Genomic DNA, 22,866 nt, shown 5'->3' with positions numbered 1-22,866 from the left:
GTCAGCAGGCAGCGAAGCAGAAACAAGATAAATCGCCAGAGTCAATGTACGCTGAAATGCACAATTCTTGCGGTTGACATGAATAGTAACAATTTGAACCAATGCCAAAAGGGCTTTAGATTGCTAAGGCCCTTTTTGATATTTATTCTTACCCATGGATGAATATAGGGATTTTCCCATAACATGGATAAACCATAATGAAACAACTATCTACACTAGCCGGTGTGGTTGCGAGTGTTTTTGCATTCACATCGCTATCGATAACGGCAGTAGTGGCGCAAGAAGCGCAAACTGCATCTGCAGTCGTATCACCCGCGAAAAAGACACTTGCTGATGTTGAATACCGCTTACCGTCAACAATCGCTCCCACTTTTCAACGCATTCACTTAAATATAGACCCTGATAACCCTACATATTCTGGAAAAACGAATATTGATGTAACGGTTAAAACCCCAACTAAGAAAGTGGGCTTTTATCAGCAAGATTTGACCGTAACTTCTGCGCGTTTAGTGTCTGGAAGCAGCAGCTTTCCTCTAAATGTTACGATTGGAGAATACGACATCAATTGGGGCGAATCGCAAGATGAGATTGCGCCTGGGAAGTATACGTTAGAGATTACGTTTGAAGGGAAAGTGAACACGTCTTCAGATGGCATGTATCTGTCACGTTTTGAAGAGACCAATTATATATTTACCCAGTTTGAAGATATGCATGCGCGAAAAGCGTTTCCAAGTTTTGATGAGCCAAACTTCAAAATTCCTTATCAAATGACCATCAGTTCTCCCGAACATCAGGAAATTGTGGGTAATACACCTGTTGAAAAGGTGACAGTGGAAAACGGGATTAAAACCGTAGTGTTTGAAAAAACTAAGCCCATGCCGACTTATCTTATTGCCTATACCGTAGGGCCTTTTGATAGTGCTGAAATTTCTGGGCTGTCGGTGCCAGGAAAAATATACGTTCCAAAAGGGTATGCCGATAAAACCAAATTTGTTATCAAACACATCCCAGGAATCCTAGCCTCGCTAGAAGATTTTTTTGGTATCAAGTACCCCTATAAAAAAATGGATTTTGTTGCGGTACCCAACTTTACCCACGGTGCAATGGAAAACGTAGGTTTAATTACCTATCGCGATAGTTTGTTACTGCTAGAAGATAACCCAAGCGTCACAGAGCGTTCACGACCGCTAAATGTTATTGCGCATGAACTTGCTCATCAATGGTTTGGCAACTTGGTAACAATGGCGTGGTGGGATGACCTATGGCTGAACGAAGCGTTTGCGTCTTGGGCTGCAAGTCATACTATGAAAACCTTGTATCCAGAGTTGAACTACGCCGATCGCATAGTACAAGAGGGAGCATTTGGTGCAGATGCTAGTCCCACGGTGAAACCTGTCAAAAAAGTAGTGAAAAGTCAGCCAGATGTGATGGATGGGTTGGGCTTGAACTACTCAAAAGGTGAATCAATTTTACAAATGATTGAATCGCTAATTGGTACAGAAAAGTTTCGTGAAGGCGTTCAAAACTACATGAATACCCATGCTTGGGGTAATACCGTAGCAGACGATTTGTGGCGCGCTCTAGATGAAGTGTCCGATTTCAACTTAAGCGCCATGATGAAAGCCTACTTGGAACAGCCGGGCTACCCACTTATTCATATTTCAAAAGATGGCAAATTAACCCAGTCTCGTTTTCACCTTGCAGGCGCGACCGTGAAAGATAAGACATGGGCAGTTCCATTAAAGCTGACTTATCAATCAAACGGAAAAATACTAAACGAAGTGGTTTTTATTGATAAAGAAACCACAGTTTTACCTCAGCTTGCTGAAGCAGACTGGGTGTACCCTAATGACAATGCAACAGGTTACTTCCGTTGGTCAATTGAACCAGCTCAGCTAAACGCACTGCTAAACAACATTGATGCGCTAAATAAGCGTGAAAAGAAAAATGTGCTATACAACTACCAGGCGCTGTTAAACGCAGATCAAGTAGGTGTAGACAGCGTGATGAAGGTGCTTAATAGCTTGTCAAAAGATGATGACCCTGCGGCCATTCGTGCGGCTGTTGGCGTGTTAGCTGAGTTTAGTTATTTAGTAAATGAAGACAATAAAGCCGCCTATGCAAAGCTTCTAAATCAAAATTATATGCCTTTGTTAAATAAACTTACCTTGTCTCAAAGTGAGCAGGATAACGCAGATGTCATTCACCTGCGTAACCAGCTATACAGCTTACTGGGTACTCATTCGAACAATGAGCAACTTGTTGAACAAAGCGTTAAAATAGCGAAACAGTACCTTGCAGATACTAGCAGTGTTCCTTCCGGTATTGCCGGTACAGCAATTGAAATTGCTACGCGAAATAGTGAACAAGGCGAGCAGGGCACATGGTTTAATACAATTGTAGAAGCATTTAAAAAAGCACAGTTGCCAAATGTGAAAAGCACGCTGGTGTATTCGATGTACTTTGAAGACAAAGCGACCGTCTTTAAAATGTTAGATTTAGCGCTTACTGATGATATTACGCCTGCAAATACCATGTATATGGTGGTGAGAGTAGCACGTAACTTAGACGATCATACGCTATTGTATGAGTGGCTTAGTAAGAATAAAGACGCGCTATTAGCAAAAATGCCTGATTACCATGTAAGCAGAATGCCGGAATTTGTTTCAACAACCTGTTCGGCTGAAAACTTAGAAATGGCCAATGCGTTCTACGCGCCAATTAGCGAGACCTATCAAGGAATGGCACGCGGTGTCGAAATTATGCAGGACGAGTCTCAACAGTGTATGAGGCTGAAATCTGCGTTTCAGGCAGACTTTAACGCCTTCTTAAACGAGCAGTTATAGGCAACAACGAAAAGGCGTTTTCCCAGCGCTTTTTATCCTAAAGTTATGATTGAAAGAGCGCCCACAAGGCGCTCTTTTTTTGTGCATAAAACTGTAACATGCACCACGGCGAGTCACTGAAATATTTCAAAGCTGAAACATTTGCGCATTGTGACAAATCAACTTTCCCTGTACCAAAGTTCAGCAGGGTTAATCAATAAGTAAGTTTATTTTAAACGTCTAAGTTTCTGATTTTTAAAGTTTGTGACGTTTATATTATTATTTTTATTGAGTGCTTGCTGTATATACGTATGTATAAGAATTTATACCTTCCTTATACAAAAAAGCGGAAAGCAAAATGATTCAAGAGGGTAACACACAAAAATATAAGCTGAGGAGATCAGCTAAAGTAGTCAACGCGTTGTTGGCGGGTGCATTGTCGTTAGGCGTTGTTTCTATTAATGCCTCTGCAGATACAGTATGGCAAGAGGACTTCGAAGCAAATGAACTGCAAGGCAAGGGCGCAACTGGCTCAGACCCAGCGGGAGCAATTGTTGATCTTGAAGGTGTTGATCGTTGGTCAATAGACGTGTCAGCGAGTGACCTTAGTGCCACTTCAGATTGGTTCCGTGTTGAAAGCGGCGCAATGCAAGCACGTGATACTGACGGTGAAGTAGTCTGGTTAAGCGAGTCTATCGATATATCTGGTGCCGGTGATATCACCATAAATGCCGTGCTTTCTCAAAGTGGAAATTTTGAAACGACAGACTACATCGATGTATTTTACTCAGTAGATGGTGGCGCGTTCGAGCTTATTACGCTTTCAGAAGGGGCAACGAATACGGTTCAGGAAGACTTTGGCTCTGCAACACTGACCGAAACGATAGGTAGCGGAAGCACCTTAATATTAAAGGTAGCCATGGCCAATAATGCTGCCGCTGAATACCTTAATTTAGAGAGTATTTCAGTAAGTGGAAATGGAACTACCGATGGTGGGGATACTGGCGGTAACCCTGATGACGGCGGTGAACCTTCAAATGAACTTCTTTTCTTAAGTGGTACTTGTTTTAACTGCCCTGATTTGGAAGCAGTTAACCTAGCCAGTGACTTTGTTGCATCTGACTATTACGCAGCTCTCGACACAGCTATTGCAAACGGTGAAAGTGCGCAAACGTTAAAAGACACGGCGCATAACATCATTGAAAATGGTCATCGTACGCTTTCCTACTCAGAAGTGTGGACAGCACTCACTTACACTGATGAAGATCCTGCTAACACCGATAACGTTATCTTGTTCTACAAAGGCATATCACAAGGCAAGTTTACCAACGGTAGCGGTAGTCAAAGCGCCAACCCAGACAATTGGAATCGTGAACATGTTTGGGCTAAGAGCCATGGTTTTCCTAGCTCAAGCCTAACGGCATACAGCGATATTCTGCACCTGCGTCCTACCGATATTTCTGTAAATAGCTCGCGCGGCAACTTAGATTTTGATTTTAGTGATAGCGCGCTTTCTGAAGCTCCGTTAAACCGAGTTGATGGCGACTCTTTTGAGCCTCGTGACGCAGTAAAAGGTGATGTAGCACGCTCAATGCTATACATGGACGTGCGTTACGATGGCAATACTGCTGGTGATACCGAAGACGACTTAGTGTTAGTAAATCGCCTTACCTCTACTAGCGAAGCCGCGTTTGGTAAGCTCTGCGTATTGCTTCAATGGCATGAAAGTGATCCAGTGGATGATTTCGAACGTCGTCGTAACGAGCGCGTTTATGAATTCCAAGGAAACCGAAATCCGTTTATTGACAAACCTGAACTTGCTTCACTTATCTTCAACGAGAGTTGTGATGGTACAGGTGGTGATACTGGCGGTGACACGGGTGGTGATACTGGCGGTGACACGGGTGGTGATACTGGCGGTGACACGGGTGGTGATACTGGCGGTGACACGGGTGGCGATACCGGCGGTGACACAGGTGGTGATACAGGTGGTGATACCGGCGGCGACACAACACCTTCTACCAGCAGCATTTACATTTCAGAATACATCGAAGGTGGCGGTTTCAATAAAGGTATAGAGCTTTTCAATAGCTCGACACAACCGGTAAGTCTAGCGGGTTATGAGTTAGTTTTACTCTCCAATGGTGAGACCGCAGATGCTGACCGTAAAGTGTTAGCACTTGAAGGCACAATCCCAGCAGGTGGCGTAGCAACATTCGCTCACGGAAGTGCAGATGCACTGTTAACTGCCGGCTCAACGATTAGCAGCTTCGTGATTAATTTCAATGGCGATGACTACATTGAGCTCGTCGCTAACGGTCAGGTTGTTGATGCTCTAGGTACGTACGGCGTTAAAACTAACTGGGGTAAAGATGTTACTTTGGTACGCAAGAGTTCAGTAACGGCAGGCAACCCTAACCGCAACCCAGCGTTTACCCTTGAAGAATGGGATAGCCTACCAAAAGATACGCTTAACAATTTTGGTTCGCACAATGGATCTGTTAGCGAGCCTACGGATCCAACTGACCCGACCGACCCAACTGATCCTACAGACCCAACTGACCCAGTTGGTGAAGTAGTCTTAATTAGCGCTATCCAAGGGGAAGGCGATGAGTCAGCAATGGTTGGCGCTGACGTTATTGTGGAGGCTGTAGTAACAAAAGTTGTTCCTGCCATGAGTGGGTTCTTTGTTCAGGAAGAAGCAAGTGATTCAGACGATAACCAAGCAACTTCTGAAGGTGTGTTTGTTTACGCAGGCTCATTCAACCTGCCGGAAGCTGGGGATGCGGTGCGTTTGCAAGGTACAGTAGGCGAGCGCTTTGGTGTAACTCAATTAACTTTGTCTGCAGAACTCGAGGTTACGGGTGTAGGTAGTAATGTGCTTTACACGCCTGTTGCAATGCCATTTAGCCCTGATACTGATTTAGAAGCACTAGAGGGCATGCATATTAGTTTTGAGCAAACCCTCAAAGTTTCTGATATCTACAATCTCGGACGTTATGGTCAGTTCAACGTGTCTTCAGAGCGCTTATTCATTCCTACTAATCAGTTTGTAGCGGGTTCACAAGAAGCGTTGGCACTAGCCGAAATTAATGCACGAAATACCTTATTGGTTGACGACGGAGAAACATCACAGAATTTGGATGATATTCCTTTCCCTGTAGGTGGTTTATCCCACAATAATCCACTGCGTTTGGGCAACAGTATCGAAGCTTTGGAAGGTGTTTTACATTACGCCTTTGGTGCTTACAACCTCATCCCTGTTGGTGATATTCAAACTCTAGGCACTAACCCACGAACTGCTACACCACAGCTAAATGCTATCGGTGATGTAAAAGTGGCTAGCTTTAATGTGCTTAACTACTTCAACGGTCCAGAATTCCCAACCTCTCGCGGCGCAGATTCAATTGCTGAATTTGAACGTCAGAAAGCGAAAACTGTTGCAGCTATTGTAGCGATGAATGCCGATGTACTTGGCCTTGTTGAAATTGAAAACGATGGTTATAGCAGTGACTCTGCAATTGCGACACTAGTTGACAGCGTTAACGCTGAACTGGGTAGAGATGCATACAGCTATGTTGCATTAGAATCACAGCTAGGCGGCGATGAAATAGCGGTAGGTATTATCTATAAGCCTGCTGTAGTTTCGTTACAGGGCAACCCTGTGACTTCATCTGAAGCCCCATTTGACTATGGTAACCGTCAACCTTTACTACAAAGCTTTAACGTAAACAGTAACGGCGAAGACTTTACCTTAGCGATAAACCACTTTAAGTCAAAAGGGAGCTGTGGCAGTGCTACAGGCAATAATGCTGATTTAGGTGACGGTCAAGGCTGTTGGAACGAACTGCGTACCCAAGCAGCACAAGGCCTAATTTCTCTTGTTGAGCAAAATAGTGATGTATTGTCTGACCGCGTTATCGTAATGGGTGATTTGAATGCCTATGCGAAAGAGGAACCTATCCTTGCGCTTGAAGAGGCTGGCTACAGTAACTTGGTTAACTTCTTCGATGGCAACAGCGCTTATTCGTATAGCTTCGGCGGCGAAGTAGGTTATCTCGATCATGCCTTATCAAGCCCTTCATTAACTGAATATGTGGTAGATGCAACGGTATGGCACATTAATGCCGATGAACCTCGTGTGTTCGACTATAACGTTGAATATAAGACTGAAAACCAGCTTTCTAGTTACTACGGCGCTGATGCGTATCGCTCGTCAGATCACGACCCAGTAGTGGTAGTGCTTAACTTCCCAGAAGAAGTAACAGTTGGAGATTTTGATGGTGATAACGATGTGGATTACAACGATATCATGGCCTTCTATCAACTGTTTTTACAAGGGCAAGCAACGGGTGAAAACTACGATTTCAACGGCGACGGCCAAATTAGCTTCTTCGATATTCAGGCATTAATGGCGATGTGTACACGCGCTAACTGTGCAATTTAATTTTAGGAAAATAACAATGAAAAAATTCTTTTTACTATTAATGGCTGCCGCCACTTTTAATGCAAATGCAGCTTACATCTCGATTACAACAGATAAGGATATTTATAACGTTGGCGAGACAATTACAGCAACAGTGAGAGCTTCAGAGTTGTCATTAAATGGGGTTCAGACATACTTCTTCGGGTATGATATAGCAGTTTTGTTTGATTCGTTGTTTGTGAGTTTTGACCCAACTACAGTAACGGACCTAGGTGCTATTGGGATTCCACCGTTTGAGCCTCTCAACGATAGTTCTGCTAATTCAGCGTCATTAAGCAGTGCTACTATTGCGCCTGTTGAATTTTTTCAAGAGGGCAAAACTGAGGTAGATATTTTCTCTTTCGTTTTAGTTGCACTAGAAAGTGGAATGGTCGACCTTTCATTCTCTGAAGCTGAATTGTCAAATAACATAGGGTCTAATTTATTTCTCGATACTCCTCAAGGCACAAGCTTTGAAATCGCTCAAGTACCTGCACCAGGTACCTTCGCGCTTTCGCTTCTGGCTTTAGGTGGTATGTTTTTCGCTCGCAAACGTGTGAAGTCATAAACCTAAATGGCTAATAGTTTAAGTCCAGCCACGTGCTGGGCTTTTTTATTTCTATTGCTATTTACATACGGCTTTAAATAAACCACACTGAATAAAAATACAATAAGTGCGCACCATGTTAGAAACCATTTCTTTTTCTCAACGCCAACGACTGGCGTATATCGACTTCTGCCTTTTGTTTAAAGGGGCTATTCATCGCCAAGACTTAATAAATCGCTTTGAAGTGGGACTATCGGCTGGTTCTCGTGACTTTACACTATACAAAGAGCTCGCCCCTGATAACTTAGTCTACGATCCAAGGGAAAAACGTTACTTTCAAACAGAAAGCTTTATTCCGGTTTTTGAACACGATGCAAAGCGAACCCTTGTGAAGCTTGCCAACGACATATCAGATGGATTTGATGCGATCGGTGACATACATTTCCCTGTTGAAAGTGCATCTTCACTTAATATTCCTGATATTTTTGTGGTGGCGAAAGTGGTACAAGCCATCGTGAACAAAAAGGCGATGAGTGTAATCTATACGTCGCTTTCAAGCGGCAGTGGCGCAAGAGAGTTAGTGCCTCACAGTATTGTTGACAACGGTCAACGCTGGCATGTTCGCGCATTCGACAGAAAATCACAAAGTTTTAGAGATTTTGTGATAACTCGAATTAGTAAGGTAACGGTTAAAGCAGAACCTGAAACCCATGAATGTATAGATTGTGATGAAGAGTGGGGGCGACTTATCTCACTTGAAATTGTGCCGCATCCTAAGAATATAAAATATGCCACCGCAATAGAGCTTGATTACGCCATGGAAGAAGGCGTGCTTACATTGGAAGTACGGGCTGCCATGGCGGGATACCTGCTTAGACGTTGGAATGTTGATTGTACAAAACATGCAAGCTTACGTACCGGAGAGTATCAACTTTGGCTTAGGAACCAGCAGAGCCTTGCGAATACCGACAATTTAGCCATCGCGCCAGGGTACATTGCAGAGCAAGAACCCTATACCGTATAAAATGTGGAAGTGGCCTGCCAAACAGCTCCTTGTTGAGTGTTAGTACATGCAGCTAACCGATATATTTCTTGATACAAACCAGTAGCGTGTCTTTGTCTAAAGGCTTGGCTAAAAAGTCAGTCATGCCGGCAGCCAAGCACTCTTCTTTGTCTTCTGCGAAGGCGTTTGCAGTGAGCGCAACAATTGGAGTGTCAACCTCCAATGCCTTGCGTAATATTGTTGATGCCTCAATACCTCCCATGACGGGCATATTGCAGTCCATCAAAATAAGGTCGAATTGATGTCGCTTGCCCACGTCTACGGCATCTTTTCCGTTCTTAACATGTAGGAACTTATAGCCTTCTGACTGCAATATAGTCTTCACGATTTCGGCATTGATTTCGTTGTCTTCAGCTAGCAGTATGCGTTTCTTCTTATTGCCTTCTTTAACATCATTATGAGATACGGGTTTTGTCTCAATTAACCTTCCTAAATCATGCTCAAGTTCTCGACGATTAATGGGCTTAGCATGCGTACGCCAGATAAGTTCAGAAACATCATTTTCATCTTCTAGTCGTTCCAGTTCAGCAGAGATAAGAATGATTTTAGGAAATTTATCTGGGTTCATCGCCTTCAACTGTTCTAGCAAATCGACCCCGCTCATCTCTGGCATAGACAAATCAAGAATAATAACGTCGAAAGCCAGTGGGCTGTCTGATAGGTAGGCTTTTGCACTATCATAACTTTGGGGCACAATCGACATGGAGGTAACGACATGCTCAAAATATTCGCGGCTGGTTTGTAAATCATCAACTATCGCACAGCGCAAATTAGCACTGGGTTCAACGTTAATGTCGGGCAGCTGAGATTCTTCCGCTGCCATGGTAAAACTGAAGGTACTTCCTTGACCTACAAATGAAGTTACATTGATGTCGCCGAGCATGAGTTTCGCCAACTGCTTCGCAATACTTAACCCTAGTCCTGTGCCCCCGTATTCGCGGGTGGTGGATTGGTCGGCTTGCTCAAATTTCTTAAAGATATTATCAAGCTTAGATGACTCGATACCAATGCCGGTATCAATAACATCGAAGCTTAAATAATTGCCGTTGGGGCGTTTGGTATAGGTGACCTTTAACGTGACAGAACCTTGTTCAGTAAACTTAATTGCATTACTTAACAAGTTGTGCAGAATTTGCGAAATACGAGTGATATCGCCTTTAATGACGTGAGGTAAGTCAGGGTCTTTTAAGTAATGAAATTCAAGACCTTTTCTTTGGCAGTAAACCCGCTGTAACGACACCACATCGTCCAAGACTTGTAATAGGTCGACTGGCGCCTGTTCAATTTTGATTTTGCCTGCTTCAATTTTTGATATATCGAGAATATCGTTGATTAACACAAGGAGTTGCCTACCAGCAGTTTTGGCTTTTTTAAGGTAAATGTTGCTTTTGTCAGGGTTGTCTATGGCCAACTCGATCATGCCAAACAGGCCGTTCATTGGTGTGCGAAGTTCGTGACTCATGCTTGAAAGAAACTCTGATTTTGCTTTGCTTGCTCTACGAGCCTCATCAGCCGAACTTTCCGCTTGCTCTTTCAAGCTCGTTAGTTTGGCAAATGACCGTTTAACGGTGCGCTCCATAGGAGAAAAGATGAATGCTGCCTCGATACATAATAGAGCGAGTGTGGCTAGCCATAAGTAAACTTCAATCGAAAGAACCACATCTACTCTAGCAGTGGCGTCTTGCTCGAACCGCGCGACGACATAATCAAGCTGTTGTAATAGCGATGTCAGCGCTTGAATATCTAACAGCGTAGTGGGCTGACACTGTGCTGCATCTAAAATTTGATCGGCGCTTTTTATATATTGGCTTACTTTGTTGTCGAGCTGGCCTTCGTTAAAGTAAGTATTAGAGATAGAGGCGGGAAGGTTATCGAGTGACACAAGCTGTTGATGATTTTGTTTGAAACGTGCTAACGATTGCGCCAAATACCTTTGCTCTTCACTGTCTTCGCAAATGTTTGGTGTAGAGGTGAGCAACGCAATACGCTGTGAAAGCATGCGTTGCTGACCCGCGATATTGATAATTTCAGCATCTTTCTTCTGATCACTGATTAATTCGTACAGAACAATAAAAGAAAGAGTGACGAGTGTAGCGGTTAGCAATAACGCAACGATATAACGAACACGTATAGACATAAGGGTAGTAGTGGCACAGTGATAACTAAAAGATAATAGATACCAAGTGGTTACGCAATGTGCCGAGCAAATTACTTACGCTTATGTTGCTCTATTTAATATCGTTCGGGATGTTATTAGGCACCCAGCCTCGCAATACCGCCTCTTTAGTGTAAAAAGCCGCGTTTTTATCATTCAAAAAATGAGAGTTTATTGCTGGTGAGGAGACTGCTTTAGGTGCACCTTCTCCATGAGATTGGTACTCGGAAAATCTTGCTTCTGTGTGGGGATTAAATGGTCTCTTTGTACCTGATGGCGTAGTTCCACCCATAGTAGTCCAGCGCTTTTGGATGATATGACCTGCCATATAGGTGTTGATAAACGTGGTTTTACCTACAGCGTAAGGGTTTGCATATCGGCCATCTGAAAAGGTGGTTGTAGGATGCCAAGGCCTTCCCAGTGCCACGCTTTCATCTGGAACGCCGTGTTCTCTTTCAAGCCTACAGTTATTGAACGTTAACCCATAAGGACGCTGTAAATGAGTGCTTGGGGCGGTAATGTAGCCTGTTAGTCCTTCGCTATCACCGCCAGAATAACGTGTACGGGAAACAATAGAAACGCTTTCAAAAAACGCGGTGCCCTCACCAAAAATAAAGTCAATATGTCCTGCTATTGTTCCGCCTTCAATCAGAGCGCGGTCACCTTTTAAATAGAGGGTATCTTGGTAACCCCAGAGTGCGACATTTTTAAGGTAAGTGCGATCTGAGTTCACATCGGTTTTAAGCGCTACTGCCTGCGTACCTGATAATCGAGTAGGGTCGTCTTTTGCTTTGACCTCGTTACCGGGATAATCAAAATCATTGGTGATAGTGATATTTTCCAGAGTGATATTATCACCTAAAATCTCCACAGTGGCAGTGCGACGAGTTCCCCATTTTTCTTGAGAATTCTCTGCGACTTGTTGACCTGCATATCGATTGAAAACGATAGTCGTTGTTTCTTGCGACTGGCCCACAAAGTGAACATTATCAACGTTTATGACGACACGCTCTCGATAAATGCCTTCGTTAATAAAGACGGTCCATACTTTATCTTTTTGTGGCTTGTGAGACGCGATATAAGCAACAGCTTGGGACACAGAGTTAAAATGAGGTAAAGCGTCCTTACTTACGTCACTGTCATGTGATTTAGCTACCACTACATCCGTCGTTGCTGGCATTGCCGCGCTTAATCCACTGAAAAGTATACCTGCCAGCAACACAAAGGCTGAACTAAGACTGACACGTGCTTTATTAAATTCCATAGTATTTATTCTTCTACAGCCCGTGCTTGTTAAATGGTTGGCTATTAATAAACACATTGTTTATTGAAAGATGCGCTACGTTTTCGATAACGGCATCTTTAAGCGCACGTTTTATCGTTATGTTATTCAACGTCAACCCAGAAATAGGCGTATGGTCATACCCGCGAAGCACGAAGGCCCGGTTAGCTGACGCAACGTTCAAGTTCTCTATAGTGATATCTTCCAGTAGTGGAGGGAAGTTACCGGCATCACCTTCTTCGTAGAAGAAATTCACGACAACAGCGTCTTTCACCGTCCCAATATCGATATTGCGATAGTTTAGATTTTTTAGGTGACCACCCCGAATACTGTTGGTTTTAATTCTAATGCCGCGGTCTAAATCAGGGCTACTCATGGTGCAATGCTGAGCATAGAGATTCTCTACACCGCCGGATATTTCACTGCCGATAACAACACCGCCATGGCCAGCCTTCATCTCGCAATGTTCTATGACGATATTACTGCAGGGAACATTAACCCTTCTGCCGTCTGCATTGCGTCCAGATTTAATGGCAATGCAATCGTCCCCTGTATCAAATGTACAGTTAGAGATAAGAACGTTCGTGCAGCTTTCAGGGTCGCACCCGTCCGAATTTGGGCCGAAACTTTTACAGTACACGTCGTCAACGGTGACGTTCTTGCAAAGCACAGGGTTAACTAACCAAAATGGAGAGCGCAGGATGGTAACACCCTCGATAAGTACATTTTCACAGCGGTAAGGTTGTATAAACGGAGGGCGCAGGTAATTATTTTCAAAAACGCGGTCACTAACGGGTGTCCCGTTTTCTACCATTTCTTGCAGCGTGTCTCTGGTATATTTTTGGTTCTCAACCGGATCGTCACCCCATGTTGAAGCCTTCCACTTACCTTTCCATGGCCACCAGTTGTCTTTCGCCGCGCTACCGTCAAGCGTACCTTTGCCGGTGATTGCGATATTACTTTGCTCAAAAGCATAAATAAGAGGGGAGTAACCCATTAACTCCATACCTTCCCAGCGAGTAAAAACATATGGTTTGTAATCATCAGGATTGGTAGAAAATCGAATTGTTGCGCCTGCCTCAATATGCAAGTTTATATTCGACTGTAAGTGAATTGGGCCGCTGCATAGCCAGTCGCCTTTTGGCACAACCACTTTGCCACCACCTTGGCGTGCGACTTGGTCGATAGCTGCATGTAACGCTTGCTTAAAGTCACTGCCATTTTCATTTAAAAAGTCGGTAACATTAGCTTCGCGCTTTGCAAAGGTGGGGCGCTTTATCATCCCTTTAATAAGGTTTGCTTCGGCGTCCCACTGGCGTTGAGTCCTTCCCGTTTCGGTCACATTTGCACATCCGGATAGGAATGTAGGAACACCTACAGCCATCCCAGAAGCTGCAACAGTGGTGGCGAGACCAGACTTTAAGAAGTGACGTCTGGCATTCGGTGAGTTAGGTCGGACCATCATATACCCCTTTTATTTACAATTTAGCGCTTTTTACTTATTCAAATAATGTGCAGCCAGAATGAATGGGCCTACACCTTTCGCATCGTTTGCTCTGATTGGCTCACTCATGTAGTAGTCGAATGAACCATCTCTATATGGATTTCCACCAAGACCAGCAACAGCGCAAACTTGCTCAAGGCTGATAACGTTAGTTTCTGGATTAACCGAAATCATTTGATCAAGAAGTCCAGCAAACCCTTTTTCTGCATGAGCTTTGTATTCCTCAGGAAGAAACTTAAGGCTTGCACCTTTAGCCATAGCATAGGTCAACATTGCTGTACCTGATGCTTCAAGGTAGTTTCCTTCACGGCTTCCCAAGTCAGTAACCTGATACCAGGTGCCTGAATTATGTTGATAGGTAAGCGTAGCGTCGATAAACGCTTTAAAGCGCCCTTGTAGCCACGGTGTTTTTGGGTGTTCGGCAGGAACAACTTCTAGTACATCCACCATTGCCATAGCATACCAACCTAGCGAACGTGACCAGTGATGTTGAGAAAGACCTGTTTCTTTATCAGCCCACTTTTGCTTTTTAGATGCGTCCCAGCCATGTAAGGGGAGGCCTGTTTTTTCGTCGTAAAGGTGCTCTTCAATGAGTTCAAATTGCAAAAATACGTCGTCTAGCTCTTTCATATCGCCGTACTTAACAATGTATTCAGCGTAGAAGGGGGCCCCCATGTATAGGCCATCAAGCCACATTTGGTCTGGATAGCGTTTCTTATGCCAAAAGCCACCTTGCTCGGTACGTGGGTGAGTAGTAAGCTGCGTTCTAAGTAGGTCAGCGGCTTTTTTGTATTTAGGGTTGCCGGTTTCTTCATAGAGGAAAAACAGCACTTTACCAGGGTTAACCATATCAATATTAAACTTATTGATATCATAGGTTTTGATACTTCCGTCTTGTTGAACCAACATGTCGTAGTAACCTTTTACATAAGACAGGAGACGGGGATCTTTAGTCTCTTGATAGACTTCTGTTATGGCAAGGAGGTTGAGACCGTGAACGTAATCCCATTGTGGCTTCTCATCCCAATCGATTTGCCAAGCTTCTGGGAAACGCACCATCTCAGACTCTATCATTCTCATAGACCATAATTGTGTGTTGTCGAGAGGCATTTGTACCCAATCATTTGCATTAGCAGCGGAAGAAACAAACGCCGTGCAAGCTACAACGGAAGCTGCGCGTAGAATACCTTTTAGCATAACAAACCCTTATTTTTATAACATTGTAAATACACTCTGTGCTACCGGTAGCATAATGGTTTTTATTTGCTCATATGTCAACGGAATTATTTACATTTTTTAACTTTTATTTTACGCGTTTGAAAAGTGTTCAATATGACGTAAGTGGCTGTATTTAGATGTTTTAACTAAAACGCGCATCCTGCTTTGGTTAGTTTCTATAGTCTCTTCTTCTTTCATCATTGCATATCAAATTTCTAGTTATTGTAAATTTTTTCAACAAAATTGTTGCCACCGGTAGCATAACTGTTTAGGATGTAAATCAAATGTAAAGCTTGAGTGTTGTTTTCGAGGTTTACATTATTGCCGAAGAGAAGTTTTGCGTTAACTAGAAAACATAGCTGTACCCTGCAACTCTTCTCATTCAAGGTTTTGGTGGTCTACGAGACCACTATAGAGAATGAATTAGAATTGACGCGTTTTCGCTTCCTTAACAGCCAAGACGTGCTATCGGATAAATGAAAAGCATTGACGGTATCAATCACCAAAATGTTATCCGGTGGCATAAAGGGGAGTGAAATGGTTAAATACGATAAATGTTGAATTTGTGTAAATTTGAATAGTTCACACACGTTTCAAAAGCATCTTCACCTTTTGTCAGTATGCGCGTCTCTTATAAATATAAAAACCGGAGAAACAACAATGTTACCAAAGAAAAAGCAACTCGCTGTTCTTGTTACGCTAGCGTTGTCAGGCGCACATATTCATGCGCAAGAAGCCACAGACGAACAAGCCAGTGAAACCGAAGCGCAAAATATGGAAGTCATTGAAGTATCAGGCTTTCGTGGATCACTTAATAAATCACTGATGGAAAAGCGAACATCAGTTAACAGTAAAGAATCAATTGTTGCGCAAGACATTGGTAAATTCCCGGACTTAAATATTGCTGAGTCAATTCAACGCGTACCCGGCGTAGCCATTTCTCGTGAAGGTGGCGAAGGGCGCCAAATTACTTTGCGTGGTTTGAGCCCTTCATTTACCCGCACAACACTTAATGGCATGGAAGTGCCAGCAAGTACAGATGGTACAGATTCAGGTGGCGGTGTAAACGGTGGGCGTGGCTTTGACTTTAACATTTTCGCTTCTGAATTGTTCAACCGCGTAGATATTCAAAAATCCCCTACTGCCTCTATGGAAGAAGGCGGCATTGCAGGTACGGTTGATCTGTACTCGGCAAAGCCTTTTGATTACGACGGTTTTAAATTCGTTTCATCTCTTCAAGGCGGCTATAACAGCATTACAGAAGAGACCGATCCTCGCGCCGCTTTCATGATCAGCAACCGTTTCGCTGACGACAAAGTCGGTGTGCTTTTCTCGGCAGCGTTCTCAGAGCGTACAGTAAGACAGGAAGGTTTTGGTACCGTTCGTTGGACTACACCGGTTCGCGACGGTGGTGGCATTTATGGCGACACGTCAAACACAGTTGTAAATGGTACACCTGATACCGGGCCATGTCAGATAAAAAATGACGATGATGTTTTAGTTGATGTTGATCCTATCAACTGTTTGTGGACACCTCGACTACCTAGACCTGACTACTTCGGTAATGATCAAGAGCGTGTGGGTTTCACCGGTTCAATTCAATGGGCTGCGACAGACAACTTCACGCTTACGTTAGATGGTTTAGTGTCCAAGCTTGATAACACCCGTACCATGTATAACTTCTTCCATATGTTCAGAAGTACGTTCGAAGATATCACGCCGACCTCTATTACCGTTCACCCTAATGGTAAACAGGTATTAGCGGGCACTTACGACGGCATCAAGTCGCGTATTGAAAGTCGTTTACAAGAATCAACCACAGACTTTAGCCAATTTGTGATTTCTGGTGAATGGTTTATTGGTGAAAGCTTTAAGCTCGATATTGTGGCAGGTACTGCAGAGTCTGACGCTCGTTCAGAGCAATATCGTTACAACATGACGCTACTTGAAGAAACGAGCTATGGTTTTGATTTCAGTGACAATATCAACGCTCCGCAACTTACTTACGGCTATGATGTAAACGATGCAAGCAACTATAATTTAAGCGACGGTCGCTTACGCGCCACCGATGTCTTACGTGAAAACGACACAGTTAAGTTTGATGCCACTTATCTTGGTGATGAAGTGACAATCAAGGCAGGCTTCGCCTACAACGACCGTGTTGTAACCTACAGCGAAGAGCAAATTAATGGCTTCCCAGACCAAGATTCCGCGGTCGGCTTTGTTGAAATGATGCCTGTAGATGACTTTGGTAGTGGCTTTGATGGCCCTCTTGATCCGTTCCTTGTGGCTGACTTTGACGCTATTAACAGCCAATTGCTAGACGTTGTTTGGACACCACGCTCTGCACAAAGCTGGCAAGTAGGTGAGGAAACCTCTGCTGCTTACATCGAGATGGATACAAGCTATGAGATTGGTGACATGTTGCTTCGGGCCAACTACGGTGTGCGTTACGTGAAAACAACCACGACCTCCGAAGGCTTTATTCAAGGTGAAACCGTACAAATTGAAAATGACTACAACAACTTTCTACCAGCAGTTAATTTAGCACTTGAAGCAACTGATGACGTAGTTGTTCGTCTTGGCTTAACACAGTCTATGACGCGCCCAAGCCTGAACTCATTAAACCCTGGTAACCCAAGCTTTGATTATATTAACGGCTCGGTGAGCGTGGGGAACCCATTCCTTGATCCGTTTACGTCGAATAATGTTGACTTTGGCGTGGAATGGTACTTCGATGACGAAGCGCTACTAGCAGCAACAGTGTTCTACAAAGACATTGATAACTGGATTGTTCGCGCATCAGAAGAGCGTTTAGTCGACAGTGCTTACTATGACTTTATCGACAACGATGCACAGTTTGACCCTGTAATTGCGCTAGACCCTCGCACTATTCCATACGAGCATAGCAGTCCAATTAACGCTGAAGACAGAAGTGTGAGCGGTTATGAGTTAATTTATCAGCAGCCGCTAAGTTTCTTACCAGGACTGTTCGAAAACATGGGTATCGTGTCGAACTACACTCACGTTAACGCTGACGACATCGAAGGTATGAGTGAAATATCGTACAACTTTACGGTGTATTACGAAACAGACCAATACGGTGCGCGTGTGTCAGTTAACAAACGCGACGATTACCTGACAGACTTTACTGGCAGCAATGGTAACGTTGCGCATGGTACGACAGGACCTACGCAGGTAGATTTCTCGTCATTTTATAACGTAAACGACGAGCTAACGTTGACCTTTGAAGTCATTAACCTTACCGATGAGTACGAGCGCTTGTTTACCACGGGTGATGGCTCTTTGAACTTGGTACGTGAGTACAACCACACGGGCCGTCAGTTCTTCCTTGGCGCTCGTTATACTATGTAAAAAACAGGCCGGCCAATTATGTTGGCCGGCCTGAGATAATAATTAAATGTTGTGTTCCGTGAAGACGGGTGTGTTTGGCCATCGTAATGATGGCCTTTTTTATGTGCAAAAAGTGTAGGCCGGGAGGAGTTCAGCACGCCTCTACCTCACTTTTCGAGCAATTTGCATCGCAACAATAGAAATATTGAAAAGGAGAAAAGGTGTGAAAAATTCAAGTAAACCCACCACAGGGAAAATATTCAACGCGCTGCGCTACAGTCTTGCAAGCGTTTTTGTTGTATCGAGTACTTTTGTAGTGGCAGACCAGCAAGGCACGAGTACACTTCACATTAGTTACGCGGCGCAATCTAGCGCTTATGCACTTTCCAGTTCGGGAGCCCATAGTGCTCCAATCCAAAGCGCTACTATTAAAGGCAGTGAAGAGGCTGTAAAAGCTCCACCCTACAAAAAGCCAGTTACCCTGCATCTGGTCGGCGACTCAACCATGTCAGACAAGCCTATGTTGTCATATCCAGAACGTGGGTGGGGGCAATTGCTTTCTGAATTCATGCTGCCCAATCTTAATATTAAAAACCACGCGGCTAATGGCAGAAGCACAAAGCGATTTGTAGATGAGGGACGCTGGCAGCTTCTGTTATCCGATCTGTCGGAAGGTGATTTTGTGGCTATTCAGTTTGGTCATAACGATCAAAAACAGTCGGATCCTGCTCGCTATGCCGACCCAGAAACTGCTTATCCAGCTTACTTGAATCAGTTTGTTCAGGATGTTGAAGCGAAAGGGGCATCAGTGATTATCGCGAGTAGTATTTGCAGGCGTCACTTCACTGAGGAAGGTGTGTTAAAACGGACGTTGCTGGCGTATGCCGATGCTGCGAAGAAAGTGGCAGCACAAAATAACGTGCCATTTATCCCAATGAACGCTTTAACTTGCGATTTTCTTGCTCAGGTAGGCGAGCCTAACAGCAACCATTACTTCATCAAGGTGCCCGCTGACCTATATACGCGCTACCCTGAAGGCAAAACGGACGACACTCACTTGAACGTAGTCGGCGCGGCTAAAATGGCGCAAATATTCGTGCGAGAGCTAAAAGCGACAGCGCACCCACTGGCAAAATACGTATATCGAGACACGTTGTAAACTCACATGAAAATGGAGTGGCGCGTTACTGCGGGCGTGCCGCGTTCTTTAGTGGGGTATCGCCTCTATCTTAATTAGCGTACTTGCTTATGGTTATAATGGCAGGAAATAGAAGAGAAAAGAAAGAGGAATGTCACATACCGACTATAGCGACGGTATGTGATTAGTGAAGGCATCACCTGATATAATGGCACCGGGGTAGGTAATCACAGTCGCTGCCACTTTTGCCCCATAGCTCGCGCTCTCAACAGGTTTTCTACCTGCAAGTCGAGCGGCCATATAGCCGCCATTGAATGCATCGCCAGCAGCCGTTGTATCAACCACCTGTTCCACACGCTCTACAGGCACAATACATTGTTCTTGTTGACGGAGTATATGAACGCCAACCGCTCCGTTTTTCATAACGATTTCTTCAATCTGTTTGTCGGCTAAATAGCTAAATATTTCATCAGCATTGGTGTGGCCAAACAGCATTAAATGGTCGTCTGCACCTGGGAACGCTAAATCTGCTGCAGCATAAGCCTTACTCGTCCAGTACTTGGCATCTTCTTGAGATGACCAAAGGCGAGCTCGATAATTAGGATCAAAGGCAATCTTACTGCCTTTGGCCTTGAGGGACGAAATTAGTTCGAAAAGTGTAGCGCGCTGTTCATCATCTAAAATGGCAATAGAGATACCGCTCAAATAAAACCAATCACACGCAAATTCAGCGCCCTTCATAATGTTGAGCGTCTGTGTTGCTGCAGATTGGTTACGCCAATATGCAAAGGTTCTTTCGCCTTCGTTGTCGTTACGGATCATATACAGGCCAAGGTTACGCAACGACGAGCGAAACACTAAATCAGTGTTAATTTCGTGCTCACCCATTATAAACAGCAGCTCATCGCTTAAAAAGTCTGCGCCTATAGCCGTTAAGTAACTAATGGAAGATGAAGGCAAGCAGCGTTTTAAATAAACCGCAGTGTTGTACGTGTCGCCAGCAAAGCTTTTCGCCATCAGATTATTATCTGTGTTTTCATCGCGCGTACTAACTGATGACTCACGCTGAGTGCTTCGAAGCTCTACCATGCACTCGCCAAAAATAACCATTCTTTGGTTGGTATCAACTACGCTCATGCCGCAGCCTCATCAAACAATGTTAGGCTTTGTTGGCATGCCAAAGTAATCGCTTGCCAATTTTGTGCTTCAATAGCTGCCTTCGGCATCATCCATGTACCGCCTACTGCTCGTACATTGCCAAGCGCGAGATATTCATTCGCGTTTTCGCCATTAATGCCTCCGGTAGGGCAAAAGCAAACATCGCTAAATACGCTTGAAATAGCTTTAAGAAAAGGTGTTCCGCCGCTAAGACTCGCAGGAAAGAACTTCATTTCGCGAATGCCTTTTTGGTGCGCCAAAAGAATATCGGCAGGCGTAGCGACACCTGGCAAAAAGGGTGCATTAGAAGCAATCAGTGTATCGAGCAACGTCTCTGAGCTTGTGGGCGTTATCAAAAATTGCGCGCCTGCGTCTAGCGCCTCGAACACGTTGTTGCGATTTAACAATGTGCCCATACCCACAACGAGTTCAGGAAACTGTTTTCTAATGGCTGACAGGGCTTCAAATGCTGCGTCGCTGCGTTTCACTACTTCTATGTTGCACAGGCCGCTATTTGCAATTGCTTCTGCTAGGTGAAGCCCCTCGTCAACAGATTTAGGCTGAATAATAGGGAGTAATGGGGCGCCTTTAAGCATGGAAAAGGTACTTTTCATCACGCGGTTCCTTTTAGTGAATCTAGCGAACTTTCTGTTAACGTAGTGGGAGCAGAACCTTGCTGACCTTCGTTGTTGTTTTCGTGAGATAAAATGTTAAGCAGCTGATTAACTTTTTCGAGCACTTTTTCTTTGAAAGTAGTGTTTACCGACAGTTCGGCGAACATGGTTTCAAGAGAGAGCAATTTTTTTGCAAGTTCTATTGCCTGAAAGTCTACCGATTTTGCTGTAGCCCTTAACATACTATCTAGCGGGTCGGTGATAGTTTCGTTTAAACGTGCCTTGTTATTTACAAATAGGCACCAGGCCGCAACGGCACTGCAGAGCAAATCAATATTTCGTTTTGCTTTTAGGTTATCGCGTACTGTGTCGAGAATTCGAAATGGGATTTTCTGTGACCCATCCCAAGCAATTTGCGACAACAGGTGGCGAATATGCTTATTCTCATAGCGCTTAACAATGTCTTGTGCGTAAGCGTTCAGATCGAAGTCTTGTGTTCCGCTATCGGCATTCTCGTTATCACTGGATAGAGACGGAACAATTTCTTCTTTCAACATGGTTTGAATCAGTTGCTTTATGGCTGGGGTACGCATTGCGTCGAATACGGTTTCCTTGCCAAGCAATAACCCTATGTAGGCCAGTGTTGAATGTGTGCCGTTTAGAATGCGAAGCTTCGCTTTCTCAAAGAAGCTCACATCATGAGTAAAAGTAACGCCAACTTTATCCCAAGCAGGTCGTGGGCCAGAAAAATTATCTTCAACCACCCATTGCGTAAAAGCCTCTCGCTGAATAGGCCAGTTATCAGTTAAACCCAGCTCAGCGGCAACGTTGGCTTTAAAGCTGTCTTCAGTTGCTGGCGTAATACTGTCAACCATAGTGCAGGGGAAGGCAATGTTCTCGCTGATCCATTGGCCGAGTGATTCATCCGTTTTATTGGCGAACTCGGTCACCGCTTTTTGCAGCTTTTTACCGTTGTCTGACACGTTGTCACAGCTGATAATGGTAATATCTGCATAGCCTGCCTGCTTACGTTGTGCTAGCGCTTGTACAATTAGGCCAACTGCACTTACCGGTGTTTCTGGCGTGACTAAATCAGCTTTAATATCCGGATGATCAGTATCTAGATGACCTTGCGCATTAAGGCAATAGCCCTTTTCTGTCACGGTAAGCGTCACAATTTTAGTTTGCTTGTTTACCAGTGCAGCGACAATGTCTTCACGATCATGTGCTAATGTAGAAAGGGTTTTAATTGCGCCGATAATGTGGGTTTCAGGCTCGTTATCAACAATACACAACGCATAGAGATTGTCTTGTGTACTCAACGCTTCTTTAAGAGATGCGCTGCGCATTGACACACCGTGAATGCGCCAGTCACCGCCATAAGCCAGCGCCTTTTCGGTATAATACGCTTGGTGCGCACGGTGAAAGGCACCTGGACCAATATGCACAATGCCACAACCGGTTGCTTCCAGATCGTAATTTGGTTTACTTACGCTGTCACTTAAAAGAGGTAGCGTTGAAATTGATAACGGCTTTGTCATGA

At 44.2% G+C, this 22,866-nt stretch carries 13 protein-coding genes; 6 read left to right on the top strand and 7 right to left on the bottom strand.

The window, feature by feature from the left end; all coding sequences use genetic code 11:
* Nucleotides 1-197: 197 nt before the first annotated feature.
* The 4 genes from KUL49_RS05090 (at nucleotide 198) to KUL49_RS05075 (ending at nucleotide 8,861) form a co-directional block, all read left to right on the top strand.
* Nucleotides 198-2,846, top strand: coding sequence for a M1 family metallopeptidase (locus KUL49_RS05090; protein ID WP_131136517.1), 2,649 nt, complete (start codon nucleotides 198-200; stop codon nucleotides 2,844-2,846).
* A 337-nt stretch (nucleotides 2,847-3,183) separates the two neighbouring features.
* Nucleotides 3,184-7,272 (top strand): ExeM/NucH family extracellular endonuclease, encoded by a 4,089-nt coding sequence (locus KUL49_RS05085; RefSeq protein WP_131136516.1) that lies wholly within the window; start codon nucleotides 3,184-3,186, stop codon nucleotides 7,270-7,272.
* A gap of 16 nt (nucleotides 7,273-7,288) precedes the next feature.
* Entirely contained in the window at nucleotides 7,289-7,858 is a 570-nt protein-coding gene (locus KUL49_RS05080) for a PEP-CTERM sorting domain-containing protein (protein ID WP_131136515.1), read from the top strand.
* A gap of 115 nt (nucleotides 7,859-7,973) precedes the next feature.
* Nucleotides 7,974-8,861 carry a WYL domain-containing protein gene (locus KUL49_RS05075; protein WP_131136514.1) on the top strand — a complete coding sequence of 296 codons (888 nt, stop codon included), beginning with the start codon at nucleotides 7,974-7,976 and terminating at the stop codon, nucleotides 8,859-8,861.
* 52 nt (nucleotides 8,862-8,913) lie between these two features.
* Here the strand turns inward: KUL49_RS05075 and KUL49_RS05070 are convergent, their stop codons facing one another.
* The 4 genes from KUL49_RS05070 to KUL49_RS05055 form a co-directional block, all read right to left on the bottom strand.
* Nucleotides 8,914-11,037, bottom strand: coding sequence for a response regulator (locus KUL49_RS05070; protein ID WP_131136513.1), 2,124 nt, complete (start codon nucleotides 11,035-11,037; stop codon nucleotides 8,914-8,916).
* Between the two features lie 91 nt (nucleotides 11,038-11,128).
* Entirely contained in the window at nucleotides 11,129-12,319 is a 1,191-nt protein-coding gene (locus KUL49_RS05065) for a pectinesterase family protein (protein ID WP_131136512.1), read from the bottom strand.
* A gap of 13 nt (nucleotides 12,320-12,332) precedes the next feature.
* Nucleotides 12,333-13,799: a glycoside hydrolase family 28 protein gene (locus tag KUL49_RS05060; protein WP_131136511.1), complete on the bottom strand. Its 1,467-nt coding sequence runs from the start codon at nucleotides 13,797-13,799 to the stop codon at nucleotides 12,333-12,335.
* 33 nt (nucleotides 13,800-13,832) lie between these two features.
* Nucleotides 13,833-15,038, bottom strand: coding sequence for a glycoside hydrolase family 105 protein (locus KUL49_RS05055; RefSeq protein ID WP_131136510.1), 1,206 nt, complete (start codon nucleotides 15,036-15,038; stop codon nucleotides 13,833-13,835).
* A 681-nt stretch (nucleotides 15,039-15,719) separates the two neighbouring features.
* On the opposite strand from KUL49_RS05055, the gene KUL49_RS05050 reads away from it, so the two are divergent.
* Nucleotides 15,720-18,434, top strand: coding sequence for a TonB-dependent receptor (locus tag KUL49_RS05050; RefSeq protein ID WP_131136509.1), 2,715 nt, complete (start codon nucleotides 15,720-15,722; stop codon nucleotides 18,432-18,434).
* Between the two features lie 202 nt (nucleotides 18,435-18,636).
* Nucleotides 18,637-19,572 carry a rhamnogalacturonan acetylesterase gene (locus KUL49_RS05045; RefSeq protein ID WP_131136508.1) on the top strand — a complete coding sequence of 312 codons (936 nt, stop codon included), beginning with the start codon at nucleotides 18,637-18,639 and terminating at the stop codon, nucleotides 19,570-19,572.
* 144 nt (nucleotides 19,573-19,716) lie between these two features.
* Here KUL49_RS05045 and KUL49_RS05040 read toward each other — a convergent pair whose 3' ends face one another.
* Genes KUL49_RS05040 through KUL49_RS05030 form a run of 3 tightly spaced genes read right to left on the bottom strand, consistent with a single transcriptional unit; the run spans nucleotide 19,717 to nucleotide 22,864 of the window.
* Nucleotides 19,717-20,688, bottom strand: a complete 972-nt coding sequence (locus KUL49_RS05040) for a sugar kinase (protein ID WP_131136507.1) — start codon at nucleotides 20,686-20,688, stop codon at nucleotides 19,717-19,719.
* Nucleotides 20,685-21,323, bottom strand: a complete 639-nt coding sequence (eda, locus tag KUL49_RS05035) for a bifunctional 4-hydroxy-2-oxoglutarate aldolase/2-dehydro-3-deoxy-phosphogluconate aldolase (RefSeq protein ID WP_131136506.1) — start codon at nucleotides 21,321-21,323, stop codon at nucleotides 20,685-20,687. Before eda ends, KUL49_RS05040 begins: the two co-directional genes overlap by 4 nt.
* Nucleotides 21,323-22,864 carry a mannitol dehydrogenase family protein gene (locus tag KUL49_RS05030; RefSeq protein WP_131136505.1) on the bottom strand — a complete coding sequence of 514 codons (1,542 nt, stop codon included), beginning with the start codon at nucleotides 22,862-22,864 and terminating at the stop codon, nucleotides 21,323-21,325. Before KUL49_RS05030 ends, eda begins: the two co-directional genes overlap by 1 nt.
* Nucleotides 22,865-22,866 lie beyond the last annotated feature (2 nt).

The organism is Alteromonas sp. KUL17, from assembly GCF_006538305.1.
GTDB lineage: Bacteria > Pseudomonadota > Gammaproteobacteria > Enterobacterales > Alteromonadaceae > Alteromonas > Alteromonas macleodii.
This window is presented reverse-complemented; position numbering and strand designations above follow the sequence as displayed.